Annotated in this window: 18 protein-coding genes and 1 other RNA gene; 9 read left to right on the plus strand and 10 right to left on the minus strand. The window is 52.6% G+C overall.

Features of this window, described 5'->3' with window-relative positions; all coding sequences use genetic code 11:
- Positions 1 to 177 precede the first annotated feature (177 nt).
- Together DUT67_RS20295 and DUT67_RS20300 are read left to right on the plus strand one after the other, a co-directional pair.
- Entirely contained in the window at positions 178 to 852 is a 675-nt protein-coding gene (locus tag DUT67_RS20295; protein ID WP_011091959.1) for a DUF1190 family protein, read from the plus strand.
- A gap of 11 nt (positions 853 to 863) precedes the next feature.
- Entirely contained in the window at positions 864 to 2,024 is a 1,161-nt protein-coding gene (locus DUT67_RS20300; RefSeq protein ID WP_113626474.1) for a glutathionylspermidine synthase family protein, read from the plus strand.
- 58 nt (positions 2,025 to 2,082) lie between these two features.
- Here the strand turns inward: DUT67_RS20300 and ygiD are convergent, their stop codons facing one another.
- The 5 genes from ygiD to rsmI all read right to left on the minus strand — a co-directional run bounded on the left by ygiD (position 2,083) and on the right by rsmI (position 5,294).
- Positions 2,083 to 2,871, minus strand: coding sequence for a 4,5-DOPA dioxygenase extradiol (gene ygiD, locus DUT67_RS20305; protein WP_113626475.1), 789 nt, complete (start codon positions 2,869 to 2,871; stop codon positions 2,083 to 2,085).
- Positions 2,872 to 3,049: 178 nt separating this feature from the next.
- Positions 3,050 to 3,337 (minus strand): type II toxin-antitoxin system RelE/ParE family toxin, encoded by a 288-nt coding sequence (locus DUT67_RS20310; RefSeq protein WP_113626476.1) that lies wholly within the window; start codon positions 3,335 to 3,337, stop codon positions 3,050 to 3,052.
- Positions 3,327 to 3,581, minus strand: a complete 255-nt coding sequence (locus DUT67_RS20315) for a type II toxin-antitoxin system Phd/YefM family antitoxin (protein WP_048258553.1) — start codon at positions 3,579 to 3,581, stop codon at positions 3,327 to 3,329. The genes DUT67_RS20310 and DUT67_RS20315 overlap by 11 nt, the downstream gene beginning before the upstream one ends.
- Positions 3,582 to 4,002: 421 nt before the next feature.
- An RNA gene (gene rnpB, locus DUT67_RS20320) (RNase P RNA component class A) lies at positions 4,003 to 4,381 on the minus strand.
- 25 nt (positions 4,382 to 4,406) lie between these two features.
- Positions 4,407 to 5,294 (minus strand): 16S rRNA (cytidine(1402)-2'-O)-methyltransferase, encoded by an 888-nt coding sequence (gene rsmI / locus DUT67_RS20325; protein WP_113626477.1) that lies wholly within the window; start codon positions 5,292 to 5,294, stop codon positions 4,407 to 4,409.
- 61 nt (positions 5,295 to 5,355) lie between these two features.
- On the opposite strand from rsmI, the gene DUT67_RS20330 reads away from it, so the two are divergent.
- The 4 genes from DUT67_RS20330 (at position 5,356) to dolP (ending at position 8,968) form a co-directional block, all read left to right on the plus strand.
- A complete protein-coding gene (locus tag DUT67_RS20330) occupies positions 5,356 to 7,377 on the plus strand; it encodes a penicillin-binding protein activator (protein WP_113632215.1) in 2,022 nt (673 codons plus the stop codon).
- Complete coding sequence (locus DUT67_RS20335; RefSeq protein WP_189315187.1) at positions 7,374 to 7,730, plus strand: YraN family protein; 357 nt, start codon at positions 7,374 to 7,376, stop codon at positions 7,728 to 7,730. The genes DUT67_RS20330 and DUT67_RS20335 overlap by 4 nt, the downstream gene beginning before the upstream one ends.
- A gap of 63 nt (positions 7,731 to 7,793) precedes the next feature.
- Entirely contained in the window at positions 7,794 to 8,384 is a 591-nt protein-coding gene (gene diaA / locus DUT67_RS20340; protein ID WP_005975525.1) for a DnaA initiator-associating protein DiaA, read from the plus strand.
- Between the two features lie 11 nt (positions 8,385 to 8,395).
- Positions 8,396 to 8,968, plus strand: coding sequence for a division/outer membrane stress-associated lipid-binding lipoprotein (gene dolP / locus DUT67_RS20345; protein ID WP_113632216.1), 573 nt, complete (start codon positions 8,396 to 8,398; stop codon positions 8,966 to 8,968).
- Between the two features lie 141 nt (positions 8,969 to 9,109).
- Here the strand turns inward: dolP and DUT67_RS20350 are convergent, their stop codons facing one another.
- The 5 genes from DUT67_RS20350 to DUT67_RS20370 all read right to left on the minus strand — a co-directional run bounded on the left by DUT67_RS20350 (position 9,110) and on the right by DUT67_RS20370 (position 15,759).
- Positions 9,110 to 10,405 carry an alginate lyase family protein gene (locus DUT67_RS20350; RefSeq protein WP_113632217.1) on the minus strand — a complete coding sequence of 432 codons (1,296 nt, stop codon included), beginning with the start codon at positions 10,403 to 10,405 and terminating at the stop codon, positions 9,110 to 9,112.
- 70 nt (positions 10,406 to 10,475) lie between these two features.
- Positions 10,476 to 11,210, minus strand: coding sequence for a monofunctional biosynthetic peptidoglycan transglycosylase (gene mtgA, locus DUT67_RS20355; protein WP_113632218.1), 735 nt, complete (start codon positions 11,208 to 11,210; stop codon positions 10,476 to 10,478).
- Positions 11,207 to 11,860 (minus strand): isoprenoid biosynthesis glyoxalase ElbB, encoded by a 654-nt coding sequence (gene elbB, locus DUT67_RS20360; protein WP_048258379.1) that lies wholly within the window; start codon positions 11,858 to 11,860, stop codon positions 11,207 to 11,209. The genes mtgA and elbB overlap by 4 nt, the downstream gene beginning before the upstream one ends.
- Positions 11,861 to 12,340: 480 nt before the next feature.
- Positions 12,341 to 14,710: an aerobic respiration two-component sensor histidine kinase ArcB gene (gene arcB, locus DUT67_RS20365; RefSeq protein ID WP_113626482.1), complete on the minus strand. Its 2,370-nt coding sequence runs from the start codon at positions 14,708 to 14,710 to the stop codon at positions 12,341 to 12,343.
- Between the two features lie 119 nt (positions 14,711 to 14,829).
- Positions 14,830 to 15,759, minus strand: coding sequence for a TIGR01212 family radical SAM protein (locus DUT67_RS20370; RefSeq protein ID WP_048258377.1), 930 nt, complete (start codon positions 15,757 to 15,759; stop codon positions 14,830 to 14,832).
- 651 nt (positions 15,760 to 16,410) lie between these two features.
- Between DUT67_RS20370 and gltB the strand changes: the two genes are divergently transcribed.
- The 3 genes from gltB (at position 16,411) to DUT67_RS20385 (ending at position 23,335) form a co-directional block, all read left to right on the plus strand.
- Entirely contained in the window at positions 16,411 to 20,871 is a 4,461-nt protein-coding gene (gltB, locus tag DUT67_RS20375) for a glutamate synthase large subunit (RefSeq protein WP_113632219.1), read from the plus strand.
- Between the two features lie 9 nt (positions 20,872 to 20,880).
- Positions 20,881 to 22,299 (plus strand): glutamate synthase small subunit, encoded by a 1,419-nt coding sequence (locus tag DUT67_RS20380; RefSeq protein WP_113632220.1) that lies wholly within the window; start codon positions 20,881 to 20,883, stop codon positions 22,297 to 22,299.
- A 262-nt stretch (positions 22,300 to 22,561) separates the two neighbouring features.
- Positions 22,562 to 23,335 (plus strand): (S)-acetoin forming diacetyl reductase, encoded by a 774-nt coding sequence (locus tag DUT67_RS20385; RefSeq protein ID WP_048258374.1) that lies wholly within the window; start codon positions 22,562 to 22,564, stop codon positions 23,333 to 23,335.
- Positions 23,336 to 23,379: the final 44 nt, after the last annotated feature.

The raw sequence follows: 23,379 nt of genomic DNA on the forward strand, positions 1-23,379 counted from the left end.
CTGCTCAGGTTCAAAATGGCAAATGAAATAGCCCTAATGGGGTAGGATTTTAATGTATAGCAACGTAAAGACCCCCTCCGTTACACCTATTGCCGCTTTAAATTCAAGCAACGTTCCCCTATTCTTAGGCACACTTATTTGTTATTGGCCGTGATGCTTTGCTCTGGGATAAACACGATGAAACGCACAAAAAATATTAATCAGGAAACGTTCCGCAAGGAATGGCGAACGCACCGTCTGGCACCTGTTGCTTTGGCCGTCAGCGCCGTATTTTTCCTCGCGGGCTGTGAACAAACCGATGAAACCGTCTCCCTCTACCAGAATGCGGATGACTGTTCATCAGCCAACCCGTCAATGGCTGCCCAATGCACCACCGCGTACAATAATGCGTTAAAAGAAGCGGAAAAAACGGCACCGAAATACGCAACAAAAGAAGACTGTGTGGCAGAATTTGGCGAAGCGCAGTGTACCCAAACTCCCGCACCTGCACAGGCTGGTATGGCAGCAGAACCACAACAAAGCGGTGGTATGTCTTGGATGCCACTGATGGCTGGCTACATGATGGGTCGAATGATGGGTGGCGGTGCCGGTTTCGCACAGCAGCCGCTATTTAGTCCAAAAACGCCAGCCAGCCCAGCCAATGGCCAATTCGTTGATGCAGCCGGTAAAAACTACGGCAACGCGGCGACAGGCCGCACGATGACCGTGCCTAAAACCGCACTGGCACCAAAACCCGCGACAACCTCGACCATCACGCGTGGTGGCTTTGGTGAAACCGTCGCGAAGCAAAACAGCATGCAACGCAGCAGCGCCAGCTCGAATTCCAGCTCTTCCCGTAGCATGGGCGGCTGAGGACGTATCGAATGAAGCGGATAGATATTACAGCGCGTCCTGACTGGCAGGAAAAAGCCACCGAATTTGGTTTTCGTTTCCATACCATGTATGGCGAACCCTACTGGAGCGAAGAGGCTTACTACCAGTTCACACTGGCTCAAATCGAAGAGCTAGAGGAAACCACAGCAGAACTGCACCAGATGTGTCTGCAAGTGGTGGAAAAAGTCATCAGCAGTGACGCGCTGCTCGCCAAATTCCGTATTCCCAAACACACCTGGGAATTCGTCAGACATTCATGGCGCACCAATCAGCCTTCGCTGTATTCGCGTCTCGATCTGGCGTATGACGGCAAATCCCCAGCCAAGCTGCTGGAGAACAATGCGGATACGCCGACATCACTGTACGAAGCCGCCTTTTTCCAATGGCTGTGGCTGGAAGATCAAATCAACGCAGGGAATCTGCCGCAGAATTCTGATCAGTACAACAGCATTCAGGAAAAGCTGATCGAACGTTTTGAAGAGTTGAAGCTCAATCATGGCTTTGGCTTGCTGCATTTCGCCTGCTGTCAGGATACGGAAGAAGATCGCGGTACGGTGCAATATCTTCAGGATTGCGCGCTGGAAGCAGGTCTGCCGAGCGAATTTCTGTACATCGAGGAAATCGGCCTCGGTGAGAAAGGCCAGTTTACCGATCCTGAAAATCAGGTAATTAGTAACCTGTTCAAGCTGTATCCGTGGGAATTCATGCTGCGTGAAGTGTTTTCCACCAAGCTGGAAGATGCAGGCGTGCGTTGGCTGGAGCCAGCCTGGAAAAGTATCATTTCCAATAAAGCGCTGCTGCCGATGCTGTGGGAAATGTTCCCGAATCATCCCAATCTGCTTCCTGCCTACTTTGCGGAAGATGAACACCCTAAACTGGACAGTTACGTCATCAAGCCGCTGTTTTCACGTGAAGGGGCGAACATCCAGATCGTGGAAAACGGAAAAGAGATTGCGTCAGCCGATGGCCCTTACGGCGAAGAAGGCATGATCGTCCAGCAATACCATCAATTGCCGAAATTCGGTGACAGCTACACGCTGATTGGTAGCTGGCTGGTGAACGATCAGCCCTGCGGTATCGGCGTACGTGAAGATCGCGCCCTGATCACTCAGGATCTCTCGCGCTTCTATCCGCACACCATTCTGGATTAAGACAACAGTTTGAAAGCAACAAGGCACGGTTTTCACCGTGCCTTTTTCACATGAGCGCTTAGCCGCCCACCTGTACCGACAGCATACTCAGCGATCCCATTTCTAGCCCATCGACGGGAATACTGATCGCTTCTTTGCCGTCCCAGCTTCCCAACACATAAAGCAGCGGGAAATAGTGATCGGGCGTTGGGTTGGACAGCGCGGCACCATCATGCTGCATAAAATTAACCAGCGGATGATCGTCTCCCTGATAAGCCAGGTTATCACGCACAAATTGATTGAATGAGACGGCCCATGGATACGGCTCTGCATCGCCATCCCATTTCACCATCCGCAGGTTATGCACGACGTTACCGCTGGCCACAATCATGAAGCCTTCATCACGCAGAACCGCCAGCTTGCGCCCTAGTTCGTAGTGATACTCAGCAGGCTGCGTGCCGTCCACGCTCAACTGCACAACGGGAATATCCGCATTTGGGTACATCTTTATCAGCACGCCCCAGGAACCATGATCCAAACCCCATTGGGTTTGATCGGCAGTAACGGGATACGGAGCCAGTACCTGCTGGATTCTCGCTGCTAACTCAGGCGAACCGGGTGCCGGATACTGCGTATCAAACAGCGCCTGTGGAAAACCGCCAAAATCATGGATTGTGCGTGGTTTCTCCATCGCCGTCACAGCCGTGCCACGGGTATACCAGTGGGCGGAAACAGCAATAATTGCCTTCGGACGCGGCAGCGTCTCGCCTAGCGTTTGCCATGCCTGAGTATAAGCATTGCTTTCCAACACGTTCATCGGGCTACCGTGGCCGAGGAACAGTGCAGGCATCCGGGAAGTGTTGTTCATAGTCATATCCTCTGAAAGATGTCAGCGAACGTGCCGCAGCACGTGATGGCCTTACTCTACGCGCTTTATGACATAGAAAAAGTCAGAGTTATGTGATGGAGAACATCAATTAATTTGAAAGGTATTACGTTGTAAGAAACAATCACCGATGCAGAAGCATGACGCGTAAAAGACGGAATTAAGTAGACCGCCCCTCAGTATCAGAATAAATCTGATTTCCTTCACGCTTCCCAACCCCCATAACCATCACGGTAATGGTGTCATCCTGAACTAAATACACCAGCCTGTAGCCAGCAGACTTAAGTTTAATTTTATACTGATCTTTGCGGCCATGAAGCTGAGCAGAAGGAACTCGAGGATTATCCAGACGCTCGGCCAACTTCTTCTTGAATTGTTCCCGAACAGGATGCCCTAACTTTTTCCATTCCTTCATTGCAGAAGGCACAAATTTTAACTTATAGGTCATCGAGCGAAATCTCTTTCGCATCCGCTATCTCTGACATCCGCTCATCAACGGTATGCCCCAATTCTGCATCTTCAGCGAGTTCCATCAAGTAAGCGAATACGGCAGGAGGCACGCAATAGAACGCAGGCTCATTGCGGTTCAGTATAGCGATAGTTTCACCTTCAGCAGACCGCACCGTCCCCATTGGATCACGTTTCAACTCAGTGATACTGGCTGCTGTATTCGTTAGGATGTTGAAAGCCATAATCTAAGTCACTCAATCAGGTTAGTAAAAGACCACTTAAACACACTAATAATAGCACTTCTAAAAGTGCTTATTATAGTATTTTCCAGCCATCATTTCCTATTGCGCGTTAAACCGCTTTCTTTCATAAAAAGCGTCGTGGGCAGTCATTCATCTTACCTGCCCCATAAAGCAAAACCCCGCCGAAGCGGCGGTTTTATGATGAAGGGAGTTGACCGTTAAGCCGCTTTCTTTCATAAAAAGCGTCGTGGACAGCCATTCATCTTACCTGCCCCATAAAGCAAAACCCCGCCGAAGCGGGGTTTTTATGATGAAGGGAGTTAACCGTTAAGCCGCTTTCTTTCATAAAAAGCGTCGTGGACAGTCATTCATCTTACCTGCCCCCATAAAGCAAAACCCCGCCGAAGCGGGGTTTTATGATGAAGGGAGTTGACCGTTAAGCCGGGTTCTGTCGTGGACAGTCATTCATCTAGGCCAGCAATCACTCACTGGCTCAAGCAGCCTACCCGGGTTCAGTACGGGCCGTACCATGTGAACCCCTATTTGGCCTTGCTCCGGGTGGAGTTTACCGTGCCACGAACTGTTGCCAGTCGCGCGGTGCGCTCTTACCGCACCCTTTCACCCTTACCTGATCCCACTTGCGTGGGCCATCGGCGGTTTGCTCTCTGTTGCACTAGTCGTAGGCTTGCGCCTCCCAGGCGTTACCTGGCACCCTGCCCTATGGAGCCCGGACTTTCCTCCCCTCCACCTGTCTCCCCCGAAAGGGACGGCAGTGAAGCGGCGACTGTCTGGTCAACTCCGGCGCGGATAATAGGGTAAATTCCCCTACTTGTCATCCTCCGATTCACCACTATCGCCTTCTTGCTCCAGCCCATAGCGGTAAAGCGCGTTTTTCTTCACACCATGAATTTCTGCCGCTAGGGCAGCCGCTTTCTTCAGTGGCAGTTCGGCGCGCAATAGCGCCAACGTGCGCAGAGCTTCGGAAGACAAGACACTCTCATCAACCTTATGCCCTTCCACAATCAGCACCATTTCCCCTTTGCGACGATTCTCATCTTCTTTCACCCAGGCAAGTAATTCGCCCACAGGTGCGCCGTGAATCGACTCCCAGGTTTTAGTGATTTCACGCGCGAGCACCACATAACGCTCAGCCCCCAGCACCTCACTGATATCCTGCAAGCTGTCCAAAAGACGATGTGTGGATTCGTAGAAAATCAGCGTACGGGGTTCTTCCCCTAGCTCACGCAGCTTATCTTTACGGCCTTTGGTTTTGGCTGGAAGAAAACCTTCATAGCAAAAACGGTCAGATGCCAGACCGGAGGCGGAGAGCGCCGTTATCGCTGCGCAAGCGCCCGGCAGCGGTACCACGCGAATACCCGCTTCTCGGCAGCGCCGAACCAAGTGGTAACCGGGGTCGTTAATCAGCGGCGTGCCCGCATCTGAAACCAGCGCGATGCTTTGCCCTGACTGCAATTTAGCCAGTAACACATCCGCTTTTTGTTGTTCATTGTGGTCGTGTAATGCGAACAGTCGCGCATTAATCGCAAAATGTTGTAACAGCAGACCGGTATGGCGGGTATCCTCTGCGGCGATCAGATCAACGCTCGCCAATACCGCCAGCGCACGCTGCGTGATGTCGCCCAGATTGCCAATTGGCGTGGGGACAATATAGAGGGTAGATGCAGAAATATCTGCTTGTTGGTCTTGATTCATTGTTTCATCCGGGTTGCCGATTTAATATTGAGCATCTTTAAAAAAAATCACTGGATACAGTATGCTTCCCTTTCATTTCGTCCGTACCCAGGCAGGGCGTGCTATCCCTGTTTTGTTAGCGGCACTGTTTCTCGCAGGCTGTCCAAGTCAGGCACCGCAGAGCCCACCACCCGAGGTTCAGGGCAAAGCCGACGCATCATCCGATTATTATCTGCAACAGATGCAGCAAAGTAGCGATAATAACAAGGCTGACTGGCAATTACTTGCTATTCGTTCCCTACTACAGGAAGGGAAAGCCCCTCAGGCAAGCCAACAGTTCAGCACCCTGCCAGAAAAATTGAGCGCGGCGCAAAAGCAAGAGCAGCAGCTACTCAGTGCGGAACTGTCCGTTGCCCAAAACAATATGGATGCGGCTAAAGCCGCGCTGAGCCAGCTTGATGTAGGTGCACTTTCCGATCAGCAAAAGCAGCGTTACTACCAGACGCAAATCAAAACAGCGCAAGGGCGCCCTTCCATTGAGCTGCTGCGAGCCTATATCGCTCAGGAGCCGCTGCTGAAAGGCGACGAACATCAGATGAACCTCGATCAGACCTGGCTGGCATTGACACAAATGTCACCGCAGGATTCTGGGGCGTTGCTGATTAACGCGAATGAAAACGTGCTCCAAGGCTGGGTGGATTTGCTGAATAACTACCAGAACAACCGCGAATCTCCCGATCAGTTACAGAGCGCGATTCAAGACTGGCAAACCCGTTATCCACATCATCCTGCCGCGAAAACACTGCCTACACAGCTAAATCAGGTCATCAATTATCAGCCATCGTCTGTAAATAGCATTGCGCTGCTGTTACCGCTTAACGGTCAGGCACAGGTTTTCGCCAATGCTATCCAGCAAGGTTTTAACGCGGCAAAGAATGGCCAGATAGCCACCGCGCCCGTATCTGCGCCTGCAGCACCGGCAGCAGACACCACGCAAGATGGGCAGGTCACGCCATCATCGGATGGACAGAGCGCACAATCCCCCGCGCCATACAGCGATCAAGCGGTGGCATCAACGACACCAGCAGCGCCTGAAGCGCAGGCTACAAATGCTGGGCTGTCCAGTTCGCTCCCAGTAAAAGTGTATGACACCTCTTCACAACCGTTGGCCAATATTCTCACGCAGGCACAGCAGGATGGTGCATCGCTGGTCATTGGTCCGCTGCTGAAAAATGAAGTGGATCAGTTGGCGAACAGCCAGTCACCACTGAATATTTTGGCACTGAACCAGCCGGAACGCGTCGAAAATAGCCCTAACATCTGCTATTTCGCCCTGTCTCCAGAAGATGAAGCCAGAGACGCCGCTAAATTTATCCACCAGCAGGGTAAACAGCAGCCGCTGGTCTTAGCCCCTCGCGGTGCGTTGGGCGACCGCATCGTCAATGCATTTGCTCAGGCCTGGAACCAGCAAAGCGATACCAGCTCTCTGCAACAGCGCTTTGGCAATACGGCAGAGTTAAAACAGGCCATCAATAGCGGCGCGGGTCTAAGCCTGAGCGGCCAACCTGTTAACGTATCGCAGCAGCAGGCACAGCCTGGCACCACCATTGGCGGCCTGACCATTCCCTCTCAGGTTCAACCTACGTCCAGTACGTCCGTGAGTGGCAATATCGATGCGGTCTATATCATTGCAACACCAGACGAGCTAGCGCTGATTAAGCCGATGATCGACATGCGCACCACCTCACGCGCACGTCCGTCGCTTTATGCCAGCTCACGTAGCTTCCAGGCTGGATTAGGGCCTGACTTCCGCCTCGAAATGGAAGGTTTACAGTTCAGCGATATCCCGCTGCTCGCAGGCGCGAACCCAGCACTGATGCAGCAGGTCAGCAGCCAGTTTAAAAACGATTATTCGTTAGTCCGCCTGTATGCCATGGGGATGGATGCCTGGACGCTCGCCAGCCACTTTGGTGAAATGCGTCAGATTCCGGGCCACCAAATTCCTGGCGCAACAGGAATGTTAAGCTCAGGGCCGGATTGCACCATCAACCGGCAGTTAACCTGGCAGCAATACCGTCAGGGTCAGTTGGTACCTGTTCTCTGAATCAGCGAGCGACTGGTGCAGTTTACGAACAACAGGCTCGACGCTATCTTGAACGTGCGGGACTAACCTTCACCGCCGCGAATGTTACGTTACGCGGCGGTGAACTGGATTTGATCATGCGCGATCGCCATATCTGGGTGTTTGTCGAAGTACGCTATCGGCGCAACGCACATTTTGGTGATGCCGCAGCCAGCATAACCCGACGCAAACAGCAGCGGCTACTGCATGCCGCCGCCGTGTGGTTGGCGCAACGAGGCGCTAGCTTTGACACGGTGGATTGCCGTTTTGACGTGCTAGCTATTACGGGCGAGCAGTTCAACTGGATCCCCAATGCTTTTGCTGCACAGGGATAATACATTTACCACTCAGGGATATATCATCCTTGATGGACTTCAATTTACGTAGGTTAATTCAACGTGCTGGATAGAATAAAGGTTTGTTTTACCGAGAGTATTCAAACGCAGATTGCAGCGGCAGAAGCCTTGCCTGACGCCATTTCACGTGGCGCAATCGCGATGGTGCAGTCTCTGCTGAACGGCAACAAGATTCTGTGCTGCGGTAACGGAACATCGGCAGCGAATTCGCAGCATTTTGCCGCCAGCATGATTAATCGCTTTGAAGCCGAACGCCCCAGCTTACCGGCAATCGCACTTAATGCGGATAATGTGGTCTTAACTGCGATAGCCAATGACCGCTTGCATGAAGAAGTCTATGCCAAACAAGTCAGAGCGTTAGGTCAGGCAGGCGACGTACTACTGGCAATTTCAACTCGTGGCAACAGCCGCGATATTGTTAAAGCCGTAGAGTCTGCCGTTACCCGCGACATGACGATTGTCGCCCTGACTGGCTACGATGGCGGAGAACTGGCCGGGTTGCTCGGGCCGCAGGATGTGGAAATCCGCATCCCGTCACACCGCAGCGCCCGTATTCAGGAAATGCACATGCTGACAGTAAATTGCCTGTGCGATTTGATTGATAACACACTTTTTCCACACCAGAACGATTGAAGGAGCACTACATGAGGATAAGTTCTGCATTTGCCGTGCTGTCTATCGCCCTGCTGCTACAAGGCTGTGTCGGGGTTGTTGCTGTTGGCAGTGCCGTGGCAACCAAAACGGCCACTGACCCGCGTACTGTAGGGACGCAGGTTGACGATGGCACACTGGAAGTCCGCGTGACGAATGCAATCAGCAAAGACGAGCAGTTGAAAAAAGATGCCCGTATTATTGCGACGGCTTATCAAGGGAAAGTATTGTTAACAGGACAGGCACCAAGCACAGAAATGGCAAGCCGAGCTAAGCAAATTGCCCTCGGCGTGGAAGGTGCGGTCGAAGTCTACAACGAAATACGCCAGGGTACTCCGGTTTCAATGGGAACTGCCTCCATGGATACCTGGATTACCACCAAAGTTCGCTCACAGATTCTGGCAAGTGACACGGTCAAATCCTCTAACGTAAAAGTCACCACGGAAAACGGCGAAGTCTTCCTGTTAGGTTTGGTGACACAGCGTGAAGGCACCTCCGCCGCAGAAATCGCCAGTAAAGTTGGCGGTGTGAAGCACGTAACGACGGCCTTTACCTACCTGCAATAACGCGTTTATCTCTTTACGTTGTTGATGCTTTAAAAAACAAAAAACCGCTGATGTCTTCATCAGCGGTTTTTTTATTTCTGCTCTTTTTATCCCAGTTCAGGGAAGCGTATCTTTACCCGATGGAATCAGCGTGCCACAGAATTACGGCGTAGCAGGATTAAGCAACCAGAGTGCACGGCGGGTTTCCGTGCTGATGTGACTCGGTTCTTTATCGCGCGTGCCAGCCTCACCGGTAAGCAATTCGGCAAAGCCTGTCTGCTTGATTTGCGTCTGGTAACGCGGCGTTTTTAAACCACGCTCCGCCTGCAATAACAGCGGAATAAGACGGCTGCTTTGCCTGTCCATCGTCTTGCGCGGCCACGCTTTATTGTCATCCAGATACGGTGCCATAAAATCTAACGCCTTTGTCACACTGCTTCCTTTCGGCGTTTGGTACTGCCAGATATTCTCCCCGACACGGGAAGCCAAAATAGCCATATCCGTTATCGCCTGAAGATTGAAGTAGCTGTAATGGAAAGAGCGGGTACGCGCTAGCTCTTCTGGTTGAGAGCCATCTGGTTGCAGTTGATGATCCAATTTTTCCTTTTGCAATTGCGCCATGGATTTCACAAGGTCGATTTTCCCCAGATACCAGGCGATGCCCGCAACCTGTACGGTATACCAGCTACCGTGGTTGTTCTGAGCCGTTGCCTCTTTCTTCCCCAGCTTGCTGGTTTGTAGCCAGTGCAGATAATCACTCATCCATTTCTGCATCTGCTGCTCGTCCTGCGTCGTCCAGCCTGGAGCCTGACGCAATATCATCAACGAGTCGACGATACGGGTGGAAAAATAACGTCCGTCCAATACGCCCGAGCCCCTGCCCGGCGCAATACCCGGCACACCCTGCGCAAAATCAAGATTAGGGTTCATGCGCGTTGCTGGGTCGATAAACCAGGTACGGATCATCGACATGGCCTTATCGGCATAAGCCTGTTTGCCAGAGAAATACCATGCCAGCGTCAATGACTGCGTTTGGGCGGTGAATTTCGCCAGACGGATGCCATCGGTCTCTTCATCCTTGCTAGCAGGGTTTACCTGCCCATCACGACGAATCCAAGGCAAACCATCAGCTTTGTCGGGATCGGGCCACCAGTAGGCGCTGAGGCTCAAATAATCATGCTTTGAACCACTGGGTGGCGTGGATTTCTTTTCCGTCACGCTAGGGTTAGCAATTTTCAACGCACGATCGGCTTCCGAAATAAGCTGCTCGTATGCCATTCGCGTCTGCGGCTTTTCCGTTTTCTGCTGTAGCTGCTGCTTTACTGCAGATAGCTGAGACTGTTGCAAGAAGGCGTAGGGATTATCGGGGGATGACGCTTTAGGCTCCGCATCCGCACGGACAACAGAGGCCATACAACACAGTACAACCAGTAAACCTGACCAATAACGTAACCGCATACTTTCTCCTGATGTCGAAAACACGACCGTTAACGCAAAAATTTCTCGGTATACTAACGAACAAAGTACCTTAATTCAGGTTGTTATCTCGCAAAAACGCATCTCCGCCCATCTGTCGCATCTGGCGTAAAATCCACTGTTGACGTTGAATCACGTAGCTGGAGGGCGCATTCGCACGAAAGCGAATAGGGTTTGGCAGCACCGCCGCCAGTAACGCGGATTCGCTTGCCGTCAACTTGCTGGCAGATTTATTGAAATAACGTCTGGCGGCCGCTTCCACGCCAAAAATCCCAGGACCAAATTCGACGATATTCAGATACACGGTGAGAATGCGTCGTTTTGTCCAGACCAGCTCAACGCCGGTGGTAATCCCCGCCTCAAGCCCCTTACGCACCCAGCTACGTCCATCCCACAGGAACAGGTTCTTCACCATCTGCTGCGACAGCGTAGACGCACCGCGAATCCGCTGTGTATTACGTTCGTTGTGTTTCAACGCCTGACCAATCGCATCAACATCGAAACCCCAATGCTGAGGAAATTTTTGATCTTCCGCCGCCATCACCGCCAGCGCCATTTCCGGTGCGATATCGTCCATCGCCACCCAGTCCGAATGGGCAACATAGGAAAACTCGCCTTTCAGCCATGCGCTGATCTGTCTGTCGACCATCACCGCAGAGAACGGCACGGGCAGGAAAGAAAATAACAGGATACCAGCCAGCCATGCACCGATGACCACCAACACGCTCCGAACGATCAGGCGCTTCAGCCACGTGAGTAAGCCTCCACGCCCTCGGTTCCACCTCATTCGGTGAGATCCAGTACACGAGCGACGAGCTTATCAATGCCTTGTGCCGCTTCGCTGATGGAGTTAGCCAGCATATAGGCCGGTGTCGTCACGATCTTATGCTCCTCATCCACCACGATATCATCGACCGGGCAAACGACGTGGATGCCGCCCATCTCTTCGACGGCTTCAGCGGTATCAATATCGTTACCAATGGTTACGCGAACGGGTATCCCCAAGATCGTCGGCAGCAACGCGGGCGAGATGCAAATAAAACCAATTGGTTTATTTTGCTTATAAATTTCCTGTGTGAGCAATTGCAGCGTTTCATCAATCTGACAGGCCGATCCCTGCGTGGCAAAGTCGCTTAAGTTCTTCGCAGCACCAAAACCACCGGGCACAATCAGCGCATCTAGCTCTTGTGCATTGGCTGTAGATAGCGGCTGGATTTTTCCTCTGGCGATCCGTGCTGATTCTGCTAAAACGTTGCGATTCTCATCAGTTACGTCACCTGTCAGGTGATTAACCACCTGTAATTGCGGTTTATCTGGCGCAAAGCAAACCGCTTGCGCACCTGCGCGATCCAGCGCAAGTAACGTCAATACGGCTTCGTGAATTTCGGAACCGTCATAAACACCACAGCCACTAAGGACAATGCCGACTCGTTTCATCATCTTTTCCTCCATTTCATTACATCAACTAATTGATTTTTTAATTGACAAACACTAATCTACATCACACATTTTAATGATTCTTGTAACAAAGATTTCCACATTTGCTATTTTGTTGCTTGATGAAGATGTAAAGTAGTTAAGCTTTAGTTGCTGTTGTAAGCTGTATGTCGTTAAGACAGTTAGTTAAGACACGAATATCCGCACTTGCGAGTTTACAAACCCTGAGATCTAAATGCAGGTGCATGTTTTCCCTGGTGTTGGCGCATAATTCGCGCACCCCGGCTTCGGCCGGGGTCATTTTTTTCTACCGTATGAAAACGTGCAAAGCTCCCGCATTCCCCATCCCGCTTAAATCGTAAACACCACTTAATCTGACGTCGCTCTGCATTTTTTGCATGATATCGCGTGATACGAAAAAAATTTTCTACCCGTTTTACTCGCCACATCCTTGTGGCCGCAGTCAACACAAAGACCGTATCAGGACTCTTTTTCTGCTTTTGCTACCCAATCACGCAGTACCTGAACGTCATGACGCCAGTCATGCTTAAGTTCATCGACCCACTCCTGCACGTTGTCCCACCATGCTGGCAGCGATGAAGTCTGAATCTGCTGGGCAACCTGTTGCAGGTGCCGTAACCCGACGGAACCCGCCGCGCCTTTAATTTTGTGACCTTCTTCCGTAATGCCTTTCTGGTCACGCGCCGTCATGTTGGAATCCAGAATCGCCAGATAGCCCGGCATCATCTGCTCAAACATCTCCAGACTTTGGTGAATCAGTTTCGGCCCTACCAAATCCAGATACTGTTCCAGCATCGGGATATCCAGCAGATCTTCTTTTGCTTGTGCCATCTCATCACCTTCTTCAGCCACTGGTTCTTCCGTCAACACCGTGTGAGTATCCCAGTATTGCTTAATGACGGCCGTTAGCGCAGGCACCGACAGCGGTTTGCTAAGCACGTCATCCATACCCGCATCCAGATATTCACGTTTGTCCTTCAGCACATTCGCCGTCAGCGCCACCAGCGGCGGCAGGCTGCGGTTGCCATAGCGCGAACGTAGCTGACGCGCCACATCCAGGCCGGTCATATCCGGCAGTTGGATATCGAGCAGCACCAGATCGAATTCATCGGGATCGAACATGTCCAGCGCTTCCTGCCCAGTCATCGCGACGTCTACGCTATTACCCAGCTTCTCCAGCACCGAACGCGCAACCACCACGTTGAGTTCGATATCCTCCACCAGCAGAACGTGCAGCGCCGGTAGCGGCAAATCATCATCGTCTTCCAGACCGCTTCCCGCCTCATCGACGCTCGGCGCAATCACCGTCAGGGTGAAGCAGGAGCCCTTACCTTGTGTACTGGAAACATGAATATCTCCCCCCATGTTCTGTGCAAGACGCTTCGACACCGCCAGACCGATTCCCGATCCCGTTGCTGGCTTCCCACCGTGCTGGTCTTTGACCTGATAATACATGGCGAAGATTTTTTCCAATTCATCCGCCGGGATGCCCATCCCTGAATCTTCAACCTCGAAGCGCAGGCGATCGCCCTTTTCATGCCAGACGCGCACCACAATTTCGCCCTTTTCGCCGTTCTCACCCTTCGGTGTGAATTTCACTGCGTTACTGAGCAGGTTCCACAGAATCTGCCGCAGGCGCGTTCCGTCGGTAATCACTTTCTGCGGCAGAGGCTGGTGCTGATCCATAATCAACTTCAAGCCTTTCGGTTCCGCCAGCAGACCACCGAGGTTCTCCAGATCCACCAGAAAACCAGTGAAATCGATCGGCTGGTTATCCAGTTGCACCTTGCGGCGCTCCTGTTTGTCCATCTCAATCACGTCGTTAAAAATATTACCCAGCGTAATCGCGCTGACGTGGATGGTTTTCAGGTATTTTTGCTGTTCAGGGTCAAGTTGCGTATCCAGCAGGATGCGACTTAAGCCGACAATGCCATTAAGCGGCGTACGAAGCTCGTGGCTGATTGTTGAGATGAAAGTGGTCTTCTCCCTACTGGCGTTCTCTAACGCGTCCTGGTAACGCTTACGCTCCGTTATATCGCGTCCAAATCCCATCAGCCCGTGACGTTTTCCCATCCGGTCATAAAACGGCACTTTGCGCAGCTCAAAACAGGCTTTACGCCCATCGGGATAAACCAGCCACTGTTCGTAGGTCAGAGAAACGTTATGGCGGAACACTTTCTCGTCCGTCTCCATGACTTTCTCAGCAATATCGGGGGAGTAAACATCCTGCGGCGTCAGGCCGATGAGCTGCTTCTGGCTTTTGCCCACCAGCAGTTCCATCGCGCGGTTGCAGCCGGAGAATTCTTTTTCTTCGTTACGGTAATAAACCAGATCCGGCGAGGCATCGAGGAACGAGCGCAGCAACGCAGATTGCTGCTCCAGCTCAATCTGCGCCTGTTCGCGACGGGACATCTCTTCTTTGAGCCGGCTCATCACCAGCACACGAGCCTCTTCCGCTTTGATACGGTCGGCAATTTCCTGATTGAGCTGCGCGATGTTCTCCTGAAGCTGCGCGTTCAGCTCCAGATCCCGATGACGCATTTCTTCCAGTTTCGCCACCAGTTTCGACAGCCGCTGACGCGACTCTTCAAGCTGTTCCACCACCACGGAGAGGAAATAAACGGCCCAGGGCGTAATCAGCAGCCCGAAGAAAATGGAGCGGACGACGTCGATGTTTTCGACCTCTCCGCTGAGCAATAGCGTGACCGCCATTTGCACCACCATCGCCAGCAGCACCAATACCGAGGCCAGCAGCAGTGAAAAACGGACAAGCCCCAGTTTTACCATCAAATCAACATAGTACTGAGCCAACAGACGAATTTGCTTCATAGCGATTTCCCTTAGACACCCACCCGCGCATCATAACGTAAAATAGCGGCTTATACGGCGCTACCCCGTAGATTCACAACATGAAATATCGGCTTCTACTGCCCGTGTATTTTGACGTATTACACATCAGCATAGCGGTAGGGCATGCCGAGCGCGGAACCTTGTACGCCATGCATTTGCAGATAGCGGTCCAGTTCCACCATGCCCGTCCAGCGGTTTTCACACCAGAGCGGTGCCAGCAGGGTCGGGCGGCGGGCGCTGGCGGAAATGCGGTGATAGATAACATCCGGCGGCGTATGGCGAATCATCTCTCCTGCCGTCTCCACGTAGCGCTCCAGCGCCAGTTCGGGCAGCCTTCCGGCTCGCCAGGCTTTCGCCATCGTGCTGCCTTCCACGATATGGAGAGGGTGCAGCTTAATGCCTTCCACCCCAGTCTCGACCACCTGCTCCAGCGTCGTTAAACAGCGCTGTGCGTCTTCTCCCGGTAAACCCACAATCAGGTGGCTGCACACCTTCAAGCCGCGTTCACGCGCGCGACGGGTGGTTTCCTGATAGCAGGCGAAGTCATGCCCACGATTAATACGATGCAGCGTTTTGTCACAGGCACTTTGCAACCCGAGTTCCAACCAAACCTCATAGCCTCGATCGTGATAACGAGACAGCAAATCCAGCACCGCATCGGGCACGCAGTCGGGGCGAGTCCCTACGCAAATCCCTACCATCTCGGCCTGTTTCAGCGCTTCCTGATACATGCTTTCCAGCACCTGAACCTCGGCATAGGTACTGGTATACGCCTGAAAGTAAGCCAGATAGCGCTTGGCCCGATTCACCTTTCCTGCCTGCGCTTCCAGCTGCTGCGCAATACTGCGTTGCTGCATCTGCTCATCGGCAAACGAGGCGACATTACAGAACGTACACCCGCCTCGCCCCAGCGTGCCATCACGGTTAGGGCAATTAAAACCACCGTGCAGCGTCAGCTTGTGGATCTTCTCGCCATAGCGACGTTGAAGATTTCCGCCAAACATATTGATTAATTTTTGCAATTGCATATTCTAGCCTGCTCCCTTGAGGAACAGCAGACTACCTTTCTCTCGCCCCCTTCGCGATGACCGCGATCAATCACACACATCCCAATGAAATGCATTTTTATTCGCTTTTAGTGAAAATAAACTCACGTCCGTGCTAATTAATTTTTCTTATCCCGCAGGCAGGCTTAATGAAAAGATGAAGCAATACTTAAAAATAGTTTCATAAAATCTAAAAGTAGCCATATACAGCAGAATATTCTAGAACGCAGAAAGAACGTAGCATGGAGAAGGGTTCTCACGCTTTTGTATAGTGATACAGCTCACACTTCAATTAGATCCTATATTCACTTCCCGAGATAGTTTTTCTAAAAAAATCATTATGTTTCATAGGTATAATTAAAAATTATCGCTTATCAGCACATTTTGCACTGGTATTTGACCTGAACAGGGTTTCTCGCTAATTTGGGAATCCGCTGGAAGCTTTCCTGACGGGTCCATGATTCGTCATATTTATGCAGTAAATGAAGACTCCCTCTAAAAACAAGTCATTTACCACTTGTGAGACCGTCACGAGAGGCCGAAGAAGAGAGCGCAATACTAGCCGCTCAACGCCACGGTGCTTTCTCGCAGTAGGTTGTGAGAGTCACACAGAGCCTGGGGAGGTTCACTAATATGTTGTACGATGCATCCCAAGAGAGAGATAACTGTGGTTTCGGATTAATCGCCCATATAGAAGGTGAGCCGAGCCATAAAGTAGTGCGTACCGCTATTCACGCACTCGCACGCATGCAGCACCGTGGCGCAATCCTTGCTGACGGCAAGACTGGCGACGGCTGCGGTTTATTACTTCAGAAACCCGATCGTTTCTTTCGTCTGGTGGCGGAAGAGCACGGCTGGCGTTTAGCCAAAAACTACGCCGTTGGCATGATGTTTCTCAATCAGGACGAAGAGCTGGCTCGCGCCACGCGTCGGATTGTAGAAGAAGAGTTGCAGAATGAAACGCTGTCCGTACTGGGCTGGCGTGAAGTTCCGACCAACCCGGATGTGCTGGGTGAAATTGCCCTGTCATCTATGCCGCGCATTGAGCAAATTTTCGTTAACGCCCCAGCAGGCTGGCGTCAACGTGATATGGAACGCCGCCTATTCATGGCGCGTCGCCGTATCGAAAAGCGTATCGAAGACAAAGAGTTCTACGTTTGTAGTTTCTCCAATCTGGTCACGATCTATAAAGGTCTGTGCATGCCAGCGGATCTGCCACGTTTCTACCTCGATCTGGCCGATCTGCGTCTGGAATCGGCAATTTGCCTGTTCCACCAGCGCTTCTCAACCAACACCGTACCCCGCTGGCCGCTGGCACAGCCGTTCCGCTATCTGGCGCACAACGGCGAGATCAATACCATCGCGGGTAACCGCCAATGGGCACGCGCGCGTGCTTATAAATTCAAAACCCCGCTGATCCCAGATTTGCAGGATGCCGCACCATTCGTCAACGAAACCGGTTCTGACTCCAGCTCGCTGGACAACATGCTGGAACTGTTCCTGAGCGGCGGAATGGATATCATCCGCGCCATGCGCCTGCTGGTTCCGCCAGCCTGGCAGAACAACCCGGATATGGATCCTGAACTGCGCTCCTTCTTCGACTTTAACTCCATGCACATGGAGCCGTGGGATGGTCCAGCCGGTATCGTCATGTCCGACGGGCGCTATGCTGCCTGTAACCTGGATCGTAACGGCCTACGCCCCGCGCGCTATGTTATCACCAAAGACAAGCTGATCACCTGCGCGTCCGAAGTCGGTATCTGGGATTATCAGCCGGATGAAGTGGTTGAAAAAGGCCGCGTTGGCCCTGGCGAACTGATGGTGATCGACACCCGCAGCGGTCGCATCCTGCACTCTGCCGAAACCGATAACGATCTGAAAAGCCGCCATCCTTACAAAGAGTGGATGGAGAAAAACGTTAAGCGTCTGGTGCCGTTTGAAGAGCTGCCAGACGATCAGGTCGGCAGTCGTGAATTCAACGATGAGCTGCTGGAAACCTACCAGAAACAGTACGGCTACAGCAGTGAAGAGCTGGATCAGGTCATCCGCGTACTGGGCGAAAACGGTCAGGAAGCCACTGGCTCTATGGGCGACGACACGCCGTTCGCCGTGCTGTCGAGCCGTCCGCGCATCATTTATGACTACTTCCGTCAGCAGTTCGCGCAGGTCACCAACCCGCCGATCGATCCGCTGCGCGAAGCACATGTGATGTCACTGGCGACCAGCATTGGCCGCGAAATGAACGTCTTCTGTGAAGCAGAAGGTCAGGCTCACCGTCTGAGCTTTAAATCGCCCATCCTGCTTTACTCCGACTTCACACAGTTGACGTCGCAGGATGAGCTGCACTATCGCGCCGACACGCTAGATCTGACGTTTGATCCGTTGCAGCAAACGCTGCAACAGACTATCGAAAAACTGTGTGACGAAGCAGAAAGCAAAGTCAGAGACGGTGCCGTTCTGCTGGTGCTGTCCGACCGTAGCATTAGCGAATCACGCTTGCCTGTCCCTGCGCCAATGGCCGTAGGTGCTGTTCAGCGCCGTTTGGTAGAAAAGAGTCTGCGCTGCGATGCCAACATCATTGTTGAAACTGCCAGTGCACGCGACCCGCACCACTTTGCCGTGCTGTTAGGCTTCGGTGCGACGGCTATCTATCCTTACCTCGCCTACGAAACGCTGGCACGGATGGTGGATAACCGCACCATCGACAAACCTTATCGCGCCGTGATGCTGAACTACCGTAACGGCATCAATAAAGGCCTATACAAGATTATGTCCAAAATGGGCATCTCGACGATTGCATCCTATCGCTGCTCTAAGCTGTTTGAAGCTGTGGGTCTGCATAAAGATGTGTCGACACAGTGCTTCCTGGGCGTAGTCAGCCGCATCGGCGGAGCAAACTACAGCGACTTTGAACAGGATCTGCTGAACCTGTCCAAACGTGCCTGGTTGAAGCGAAAAACGCTGGAACAGGGTGGCCTGCTGAAGTTTGTTCACGGCGGCGAATATCATGCCTATAACCCGGATGTCGTCACGACGCTGCAAACTGCGGTGAAAACTGGCGAGTACAGCGATTACGAACAATACGCCAAACTGGTGAACGAGCGCCCAGCGGCAACATTACGCGACCTGCTGGCGCTAAAACCGCAAGAAGGCGCGGCCATCGCTATCGACAGCGTCGAACCGGCTTCTGAAATGTTCAAACGTTTCGATACCGCAGCGATGTCTATCGGTGCACTCAGCCCCGAAGCGCATGAATCGCTGGCAGAAGCGATGAACAGCCTAGGCGGTTTCTCCAACTCTGGTGAGGGTGGTGAAGATCCGGCGCGTTACGGCACGAATAAAGTGTCCCGTATCAAGCAGGTTGCTTCTGGTCGTTTTGGTGTGACGCCAGCCTATCTGGTCAACGCCGATGTGATTCAGATTAAAGTGGCACAGGGTGCGAAACCGGGTGAAGGCGGTCAGTTACCGGGTGATAAAGTCACGCCGTACATTGCTCGTCTGCGTTATTCCGTACCGGGCGTGACGCTGATTTCACCTCCGCCGCACCACGATATTTACTCTATCGAAGACTTGGCGCAGTTGATTTTCGATCTGAAGCAGGTCAACCCGAAAGCAATGATTTCGGTAAAACTGGTGTCCGAACCGGGCGTTGGTACTATCGCTACTGGCGTTGCCAAGGCGTATGCCGACCTGATCACCATCGCTGGTTACGACGGCGGTACGGGTGCCAGCCCGCTGTCCTCCGTGAAATACGCGGGTTGCCCGTGGGAACTGGGTCTGGTTGAAACACAGCAGGCTTTGGTATCCAACGGTCTGCGTCACAAAATCCGCCTTCAGGTCGACGGTGGCCTGAAAACGGGTCTGGATATCGTCAAAGCGGCGATTCTGGGCGCGGAAAGTTTCGGCTTCGGCACTGGACCAATGGTTGCTCTAGGCTGTAAATACCTGCGTATCTGCCATCTGAATAACTGTGCAACGGGTGTTGCAACGCAGGATGAGAAACTGCGCCGCGATCACTACCACGGCCTGCCTGAGCGTGTGACCAACTACTTCCACTTCATCGCACATGAAACCCGCGTGCTGATGGCAGAACTGGGCGTCAGCCATCTGGTGGATCTGATTGGCCGCACCGACCTGCTGGTTGAGCTGGACGGTTTCAGTGCTAAACAGAACAAGCTGGATCTGTCGCCACTGCTGCACGCCGCACAGCCTCAGCCGGGCAAAGCGCTGTACTGCACTGAAAGCAATCTGTCGTTCGATAAAGGCTTGTTGAACAAAGAACTGCTGGCACAGGCACAGCCGCACATCGATGCGAAACAGGGCAAAGCGCTCTACTTCGATATCCGCAACACCGATCGTTCTGTCGGCGCGACGCTGTCTGGCGCGATTGCCGAGAAACATGGCGATCAAGGGCTGGCTGGCGATCCAATCAAAGCTTATTTCTCCGGTACCGCAGGACAAAGCTTTGGCGTCTGGAACGCAGGTGGTCTAGAGCTGAAATTAACTGGCGATGCCAACGACTACGTGGGCAAAGGCATGGCGGGCGGTAGCATCTCCGTGCGTCCTCCGGTGGGTTCGGCCTTCCGCAGTCACGAAGCCAGCATCATCGGTAACACCTGCCTCTACGGTGCCACTGGTGGCAAGCTGTTTGCCGCAGGCCGTGCAGGTGAGCGTTTCGCCGTGCGTAACTCCGGCTGTATCACCGTGGTAGAAGGCATCGGCGATAACGGTTGTGAATACATGACGGGTGGTATCGTCTGCGTGTTGGGTCGTACCGGCGTGAACTTTGGCGCAGGCATGACCGGCGGGTTCGCCTACGTGCTGGATGAAGACGGTGAATTCCGCAAACGCGTTAACCCAGAGCTGGTAGAAGTGCTGGATGTGGAAGAGCTGGCTATTCATGAAGAGCATCTGCGTGGCCTGATCACCGAGCATGTACAGAATACCGGTTCACACCGCGGAGAAGAGATCCTCGCTAACTGGCCGACCTGGGCACCGAAATTTGCTCTGGTGAAACCGAAGTCAAGTGATGTGAAGGCATTGTTGGGTCACCGTAGTCGTTCCGCAGCCGAGCTGCGGGTTCAGGCGCAGTAAGAGGTCATCATGAGTCAGAATGTTTACCAGTTTATCGACTTACAGCGCGTTGATCCGCCCAAGAAACCGCTGAAGATTCGTAAAATTGAATTTGTTGAGATCTACGAGCCGTTCTCAGAAAGCCAGTCCAAAGCACAGGCAGATCGCTGCCTGTCATGCGGAAACCCTTACTGTGAATGGAAATGTCCAGTACATAACTACATCCCGAATTGGCTGAAGCTGGCGAACGAAGGCCGCATTATCGAAGCGGCTGAGCTATCACACCAGACCAACAGCCTGCCGGAAGTTTGCGGCCGCGTATGCCCGCAGGATCGTCTGTGTGAAGGGTCTTGTACGCTGAATGATGAGTTCGGCGCAGTCACCATCGGCAACATCGAACGTTATATCAATGATAAAGCGATCGAGATGGGCTGGAAACCGAGCGTTGCCAACGTCAAACCGACAGGCAAACGCGTCGCTATCATCGGCGCTGGCCCTGCTGGGCTGGCCTGTGCCGATGTGCTGGCACGCAGTGGCGTACAGGCCGTGGTTTTCGATCGTCATCCTGAGATCGGTGGCCTGCTGACCTTCGGCATCCCCTCTTTCAAGCTGGAAAAAGAGGTGATGGTGAAACGCCGTGAAATCTTCACCGAGATGGGGATCGAATTCCGTCTGAATATCGAAGTCGGCAAAGACGTACAAATGAACGCGCTGCTGGACGAGTACGATGCGGTATTCCTAGGTGTCGGCACTTATCAGTCTATGCGTGGCGGATTGGACAATGAAGATGCTCAGGGCGTTTATGATGCTCTGCCGTTCCTGATCGCCAATACCAAGCAGTTGATGGGCTTTGAAGCCGCAGCAGACGAGCCTTACATCAGCATGCAAGGGAAACGCGTTGTGGTGCTGGGCGGTGGTGACACCGCGATGGACTGCGTGCGTACCTCTATTCGTCAGGGCGCAACGCACGTTACCTGTGCCTATCGCCGTGATGAAGAGAACATGCCGGGCTCCAAGCGCGAAGTGAAAAACGCGCGTGAAGAAGGCGTCGAGTTCAAATTCAACCTGCAACCGTTGAGCGTCGAGGTCAATGGCGCTGGCAAAGTGTGCGGCGTGAAAATGGCCCGTACCGCGCTGGGTGCACCTGATGCAAACGGGCGTCGTCGTCCTGAAATCGTAGAGGGTTCCGAGCACGTACTGGAAGCCGATGCGGTCATTATGGCGTTCGGCTTCCGTCCGCACAAAATGGCGTGGCTGGCAGAACATGACGTCAAACTGGACGATCAAGGGCGCATTGTTGCACCAGAAAGTTGTGACAATGCTTTCCAGACCAGCAACCCGAAAATTTTTGCGGGCGGCGACGCAGTACGCGGTTCCGATCTGGTGGTTACCGCTATCGCAGAAGGTCGTAAAGCCGCTGACGGCATCATGAACTATCTGGAAGTGTAGAAACGCACCACGTCTCTTGAGGGCAGCGCTAGCTGCCCTTTTCTTTTTCCAACTTTAACCTTAAGCGTCTGTTAGCAACCGACAATAACCACGCTATTTTTTCTTTAGAATTTCACACCAGATGAGCTAATAAACTCTTCATCTTTCCACTTCGCTTTAAAGAACTTTTCGTAATAAATCCTGCAATATCACGTGAAAGGCCTACACTTACCTCCGGCATTTACTTGTCTTTATTGAGATTGGATTTCATTAAGGAGGAAATATGACAGTCGAAGTGGCTCTTGTAACAGGAGGCGGTCAAGGTATTGGCCGCGCTATTGCTCTCAGACTGGCGGCAGACGGTTTTGCCGTCGCCATCGTGGACTATAACCAAGAAACAGCGCGCAGCGTGGCGCAGGAAATCGAAAAATCCGGTGGGCAGGCCATCGCACTACAGGCAGACGTCGCGGATCGTGAAGCGGTTTTCGCCGCCGTCGCAGAAACTAAAAAGCGCTTTGGTGACTTTAACGTCATCGTCAATAACGCCGGTGTTGCTCCCTCAACCCTGATTGAAGATATCACGCCAGAAGTTGTCGATCGCGTTTATAACATCAACGTCAAAGGCGTTATCTGGGGCATTCAGGCGGCACTCGATGCCTTCAAATCTCTCGGTCATGGCGGCAAGATCATCAATGCTTGCTCACAGGCTGGACATGTCGGCAACCCCGAACTCGCCGTCTACAGCTCAAGTAAATTCGCGGTTCGTGGCTTAACGCAAACTGCCGCACGCGATTTAGCGCCGCTGGGTATCACGGTCAATGGTTACTGTCCGGGTATCGTAAAAACGCCAATGTGGGATGAAATCGATCGGAAGATCTCTGAGTCCGCAGGAAAACCGCGTGGCTATGCGACGGAAGAATTCGCCAAACGCATCACACTGGGCCGTCTATCCGAACCAGAAGATGTCGCCGCCTGTGTCTCCTATCTGGCCAGCCATGACTCAGACTATATGACAGGACAGTCGCTATTGATTGATGGCGGAATGGTGTTCAATTAACGGCATATTTTGCTAACGATACGAAATAAGAAAGGGCACCGCAG

The sequence above is a fragment of the Pectobacterium peruviense genome, assembly GCF_003312355.2.
GTDB classification, from domain to species: domain Bacteria; phylum Pseudomonadota; class Gammaproteobacteria; order Enterobacterales; family Enterobacteriaceae; genus Pectobacterium; species Pectobacterium peruviense.

What these genes read in the sequence shown, in the direction of transcription:
- DUT67_RS20295 (WP_011091959.1), top strand. Translation starts at nt 178, where the DNA reads ATGAAACGCACAAAAAATATTAATCAGGAAACGTTCCGCAAGGAATGG.
- DUT67_RS20300 (WP_113626474.1), top strand. Translation starts at nt 864, where the DNA reads ATGAAGCGGATAGATATTACAGCGCGTCCTGACTGGCAGGAAAAAGCC.
- ygiD (WP_113626475.1), bottom strand. Translation starts at nt 2,871, where the DNA reads ATGAACAACACTTCCCGGATGCCTGCACTGTTCCTCGGCCACGGTAGC.
- DUT67_RS20310 (WP_113626476.1), bottom strand. Translation starts at nt 3,337, where the DNA reads ATGACCTATAAGTTAAAATTTGTGCCTTCTGCAATGAAGGAATGGAAA.
- DUT67_RS20315 (WP_048258553.1), bottom strand. Translation starts at nt 3,581, where the DNA reads ATGGCTTTCAACATCCTAACGAATACAGCAGCCAGTATCACTGAGTTG.
- rsmI (WP_113626477.1), bottom strand. Translation starts at nt 5,294, where the DNA reads ATGAATCAAGACCAACAAGCAGATATTTCTGCATCTACCCTCTATATT.
- DUT67_RS20330 (WP_113632215.1), top strand. Translation starts at nt 5,356, where the DNA reads ATGCTTCCCTTTCATTTCGTCCGTACCCAGGCAGGGCGTGCTATCCCT.
- dolP (WP_113632216.1), top strand. Translation starts at nt 8,396, where the DNA reads ATGAGGATAAGTTCTGCATTTGCCGTGCTGTCTATCGCCCTGCTGCTA.
- DUT67_RS20350 (WP_113632217.1), bottom strand. Translation starts at nt 10,405, where the DNA reads ATGCGGTTACGTTATTGGTCAGGTTTACTGGTTGTACTGTGTTGTATG.
- mtgA (WP_113632218.1), bottom strand. Translation starts at nt 11,210, where the DNA reads ATGAGGTGGAACCGAGGGCGTGGAGGCTTACTCACGTGGCTGAAGCGC.
- elbB (WP_048258379.1), bottom strand. Translation starts at nt 11,860, where the DNA reads ATGAAACGAGTCGGCATTGTCCTTAGTGGCTGTGGTGTTTATGACGGT.
- arcB (WP_113626482.1), bottom strand. Translation starts at nt 14,710, where the DNA reads ATGAAGCAAATTCGTCTGTTGGCTCAGTACTATGTTGATTTGATGGTA.
- DUT67_RS20370 (WP_048258377.1), bottom strand. Translation starts at nt 15,759, where the DNA reads ATGCAATTGCAAAAATTAATCAATATGTTTGGCGGAAATCTTCAACGT.
- gltB (WP_113632219.1), top strand. Translation starts at nt 16,411, where the DNA reads ATGTTGTACGATGCATCCCAAGAGAGAGATAACTGTGGTTTCGGATTA.
- DUT67_RS20380 (WP_113632220.1), top strand. Translation starts at nt 20,881, where the DNA reads ATGAGTCAGAATGTTTACCAGTTTATCGACTTACAGCGCGTTGATCCG.
- DUT67_RS20385 (WP_048258374.1), top strand. Translation starts at nt 22,562, where the DNA reads ATGACAGTCGAAGTGGCTCTTGTAACAGGAGGCGGTCAAGGTATTGGC.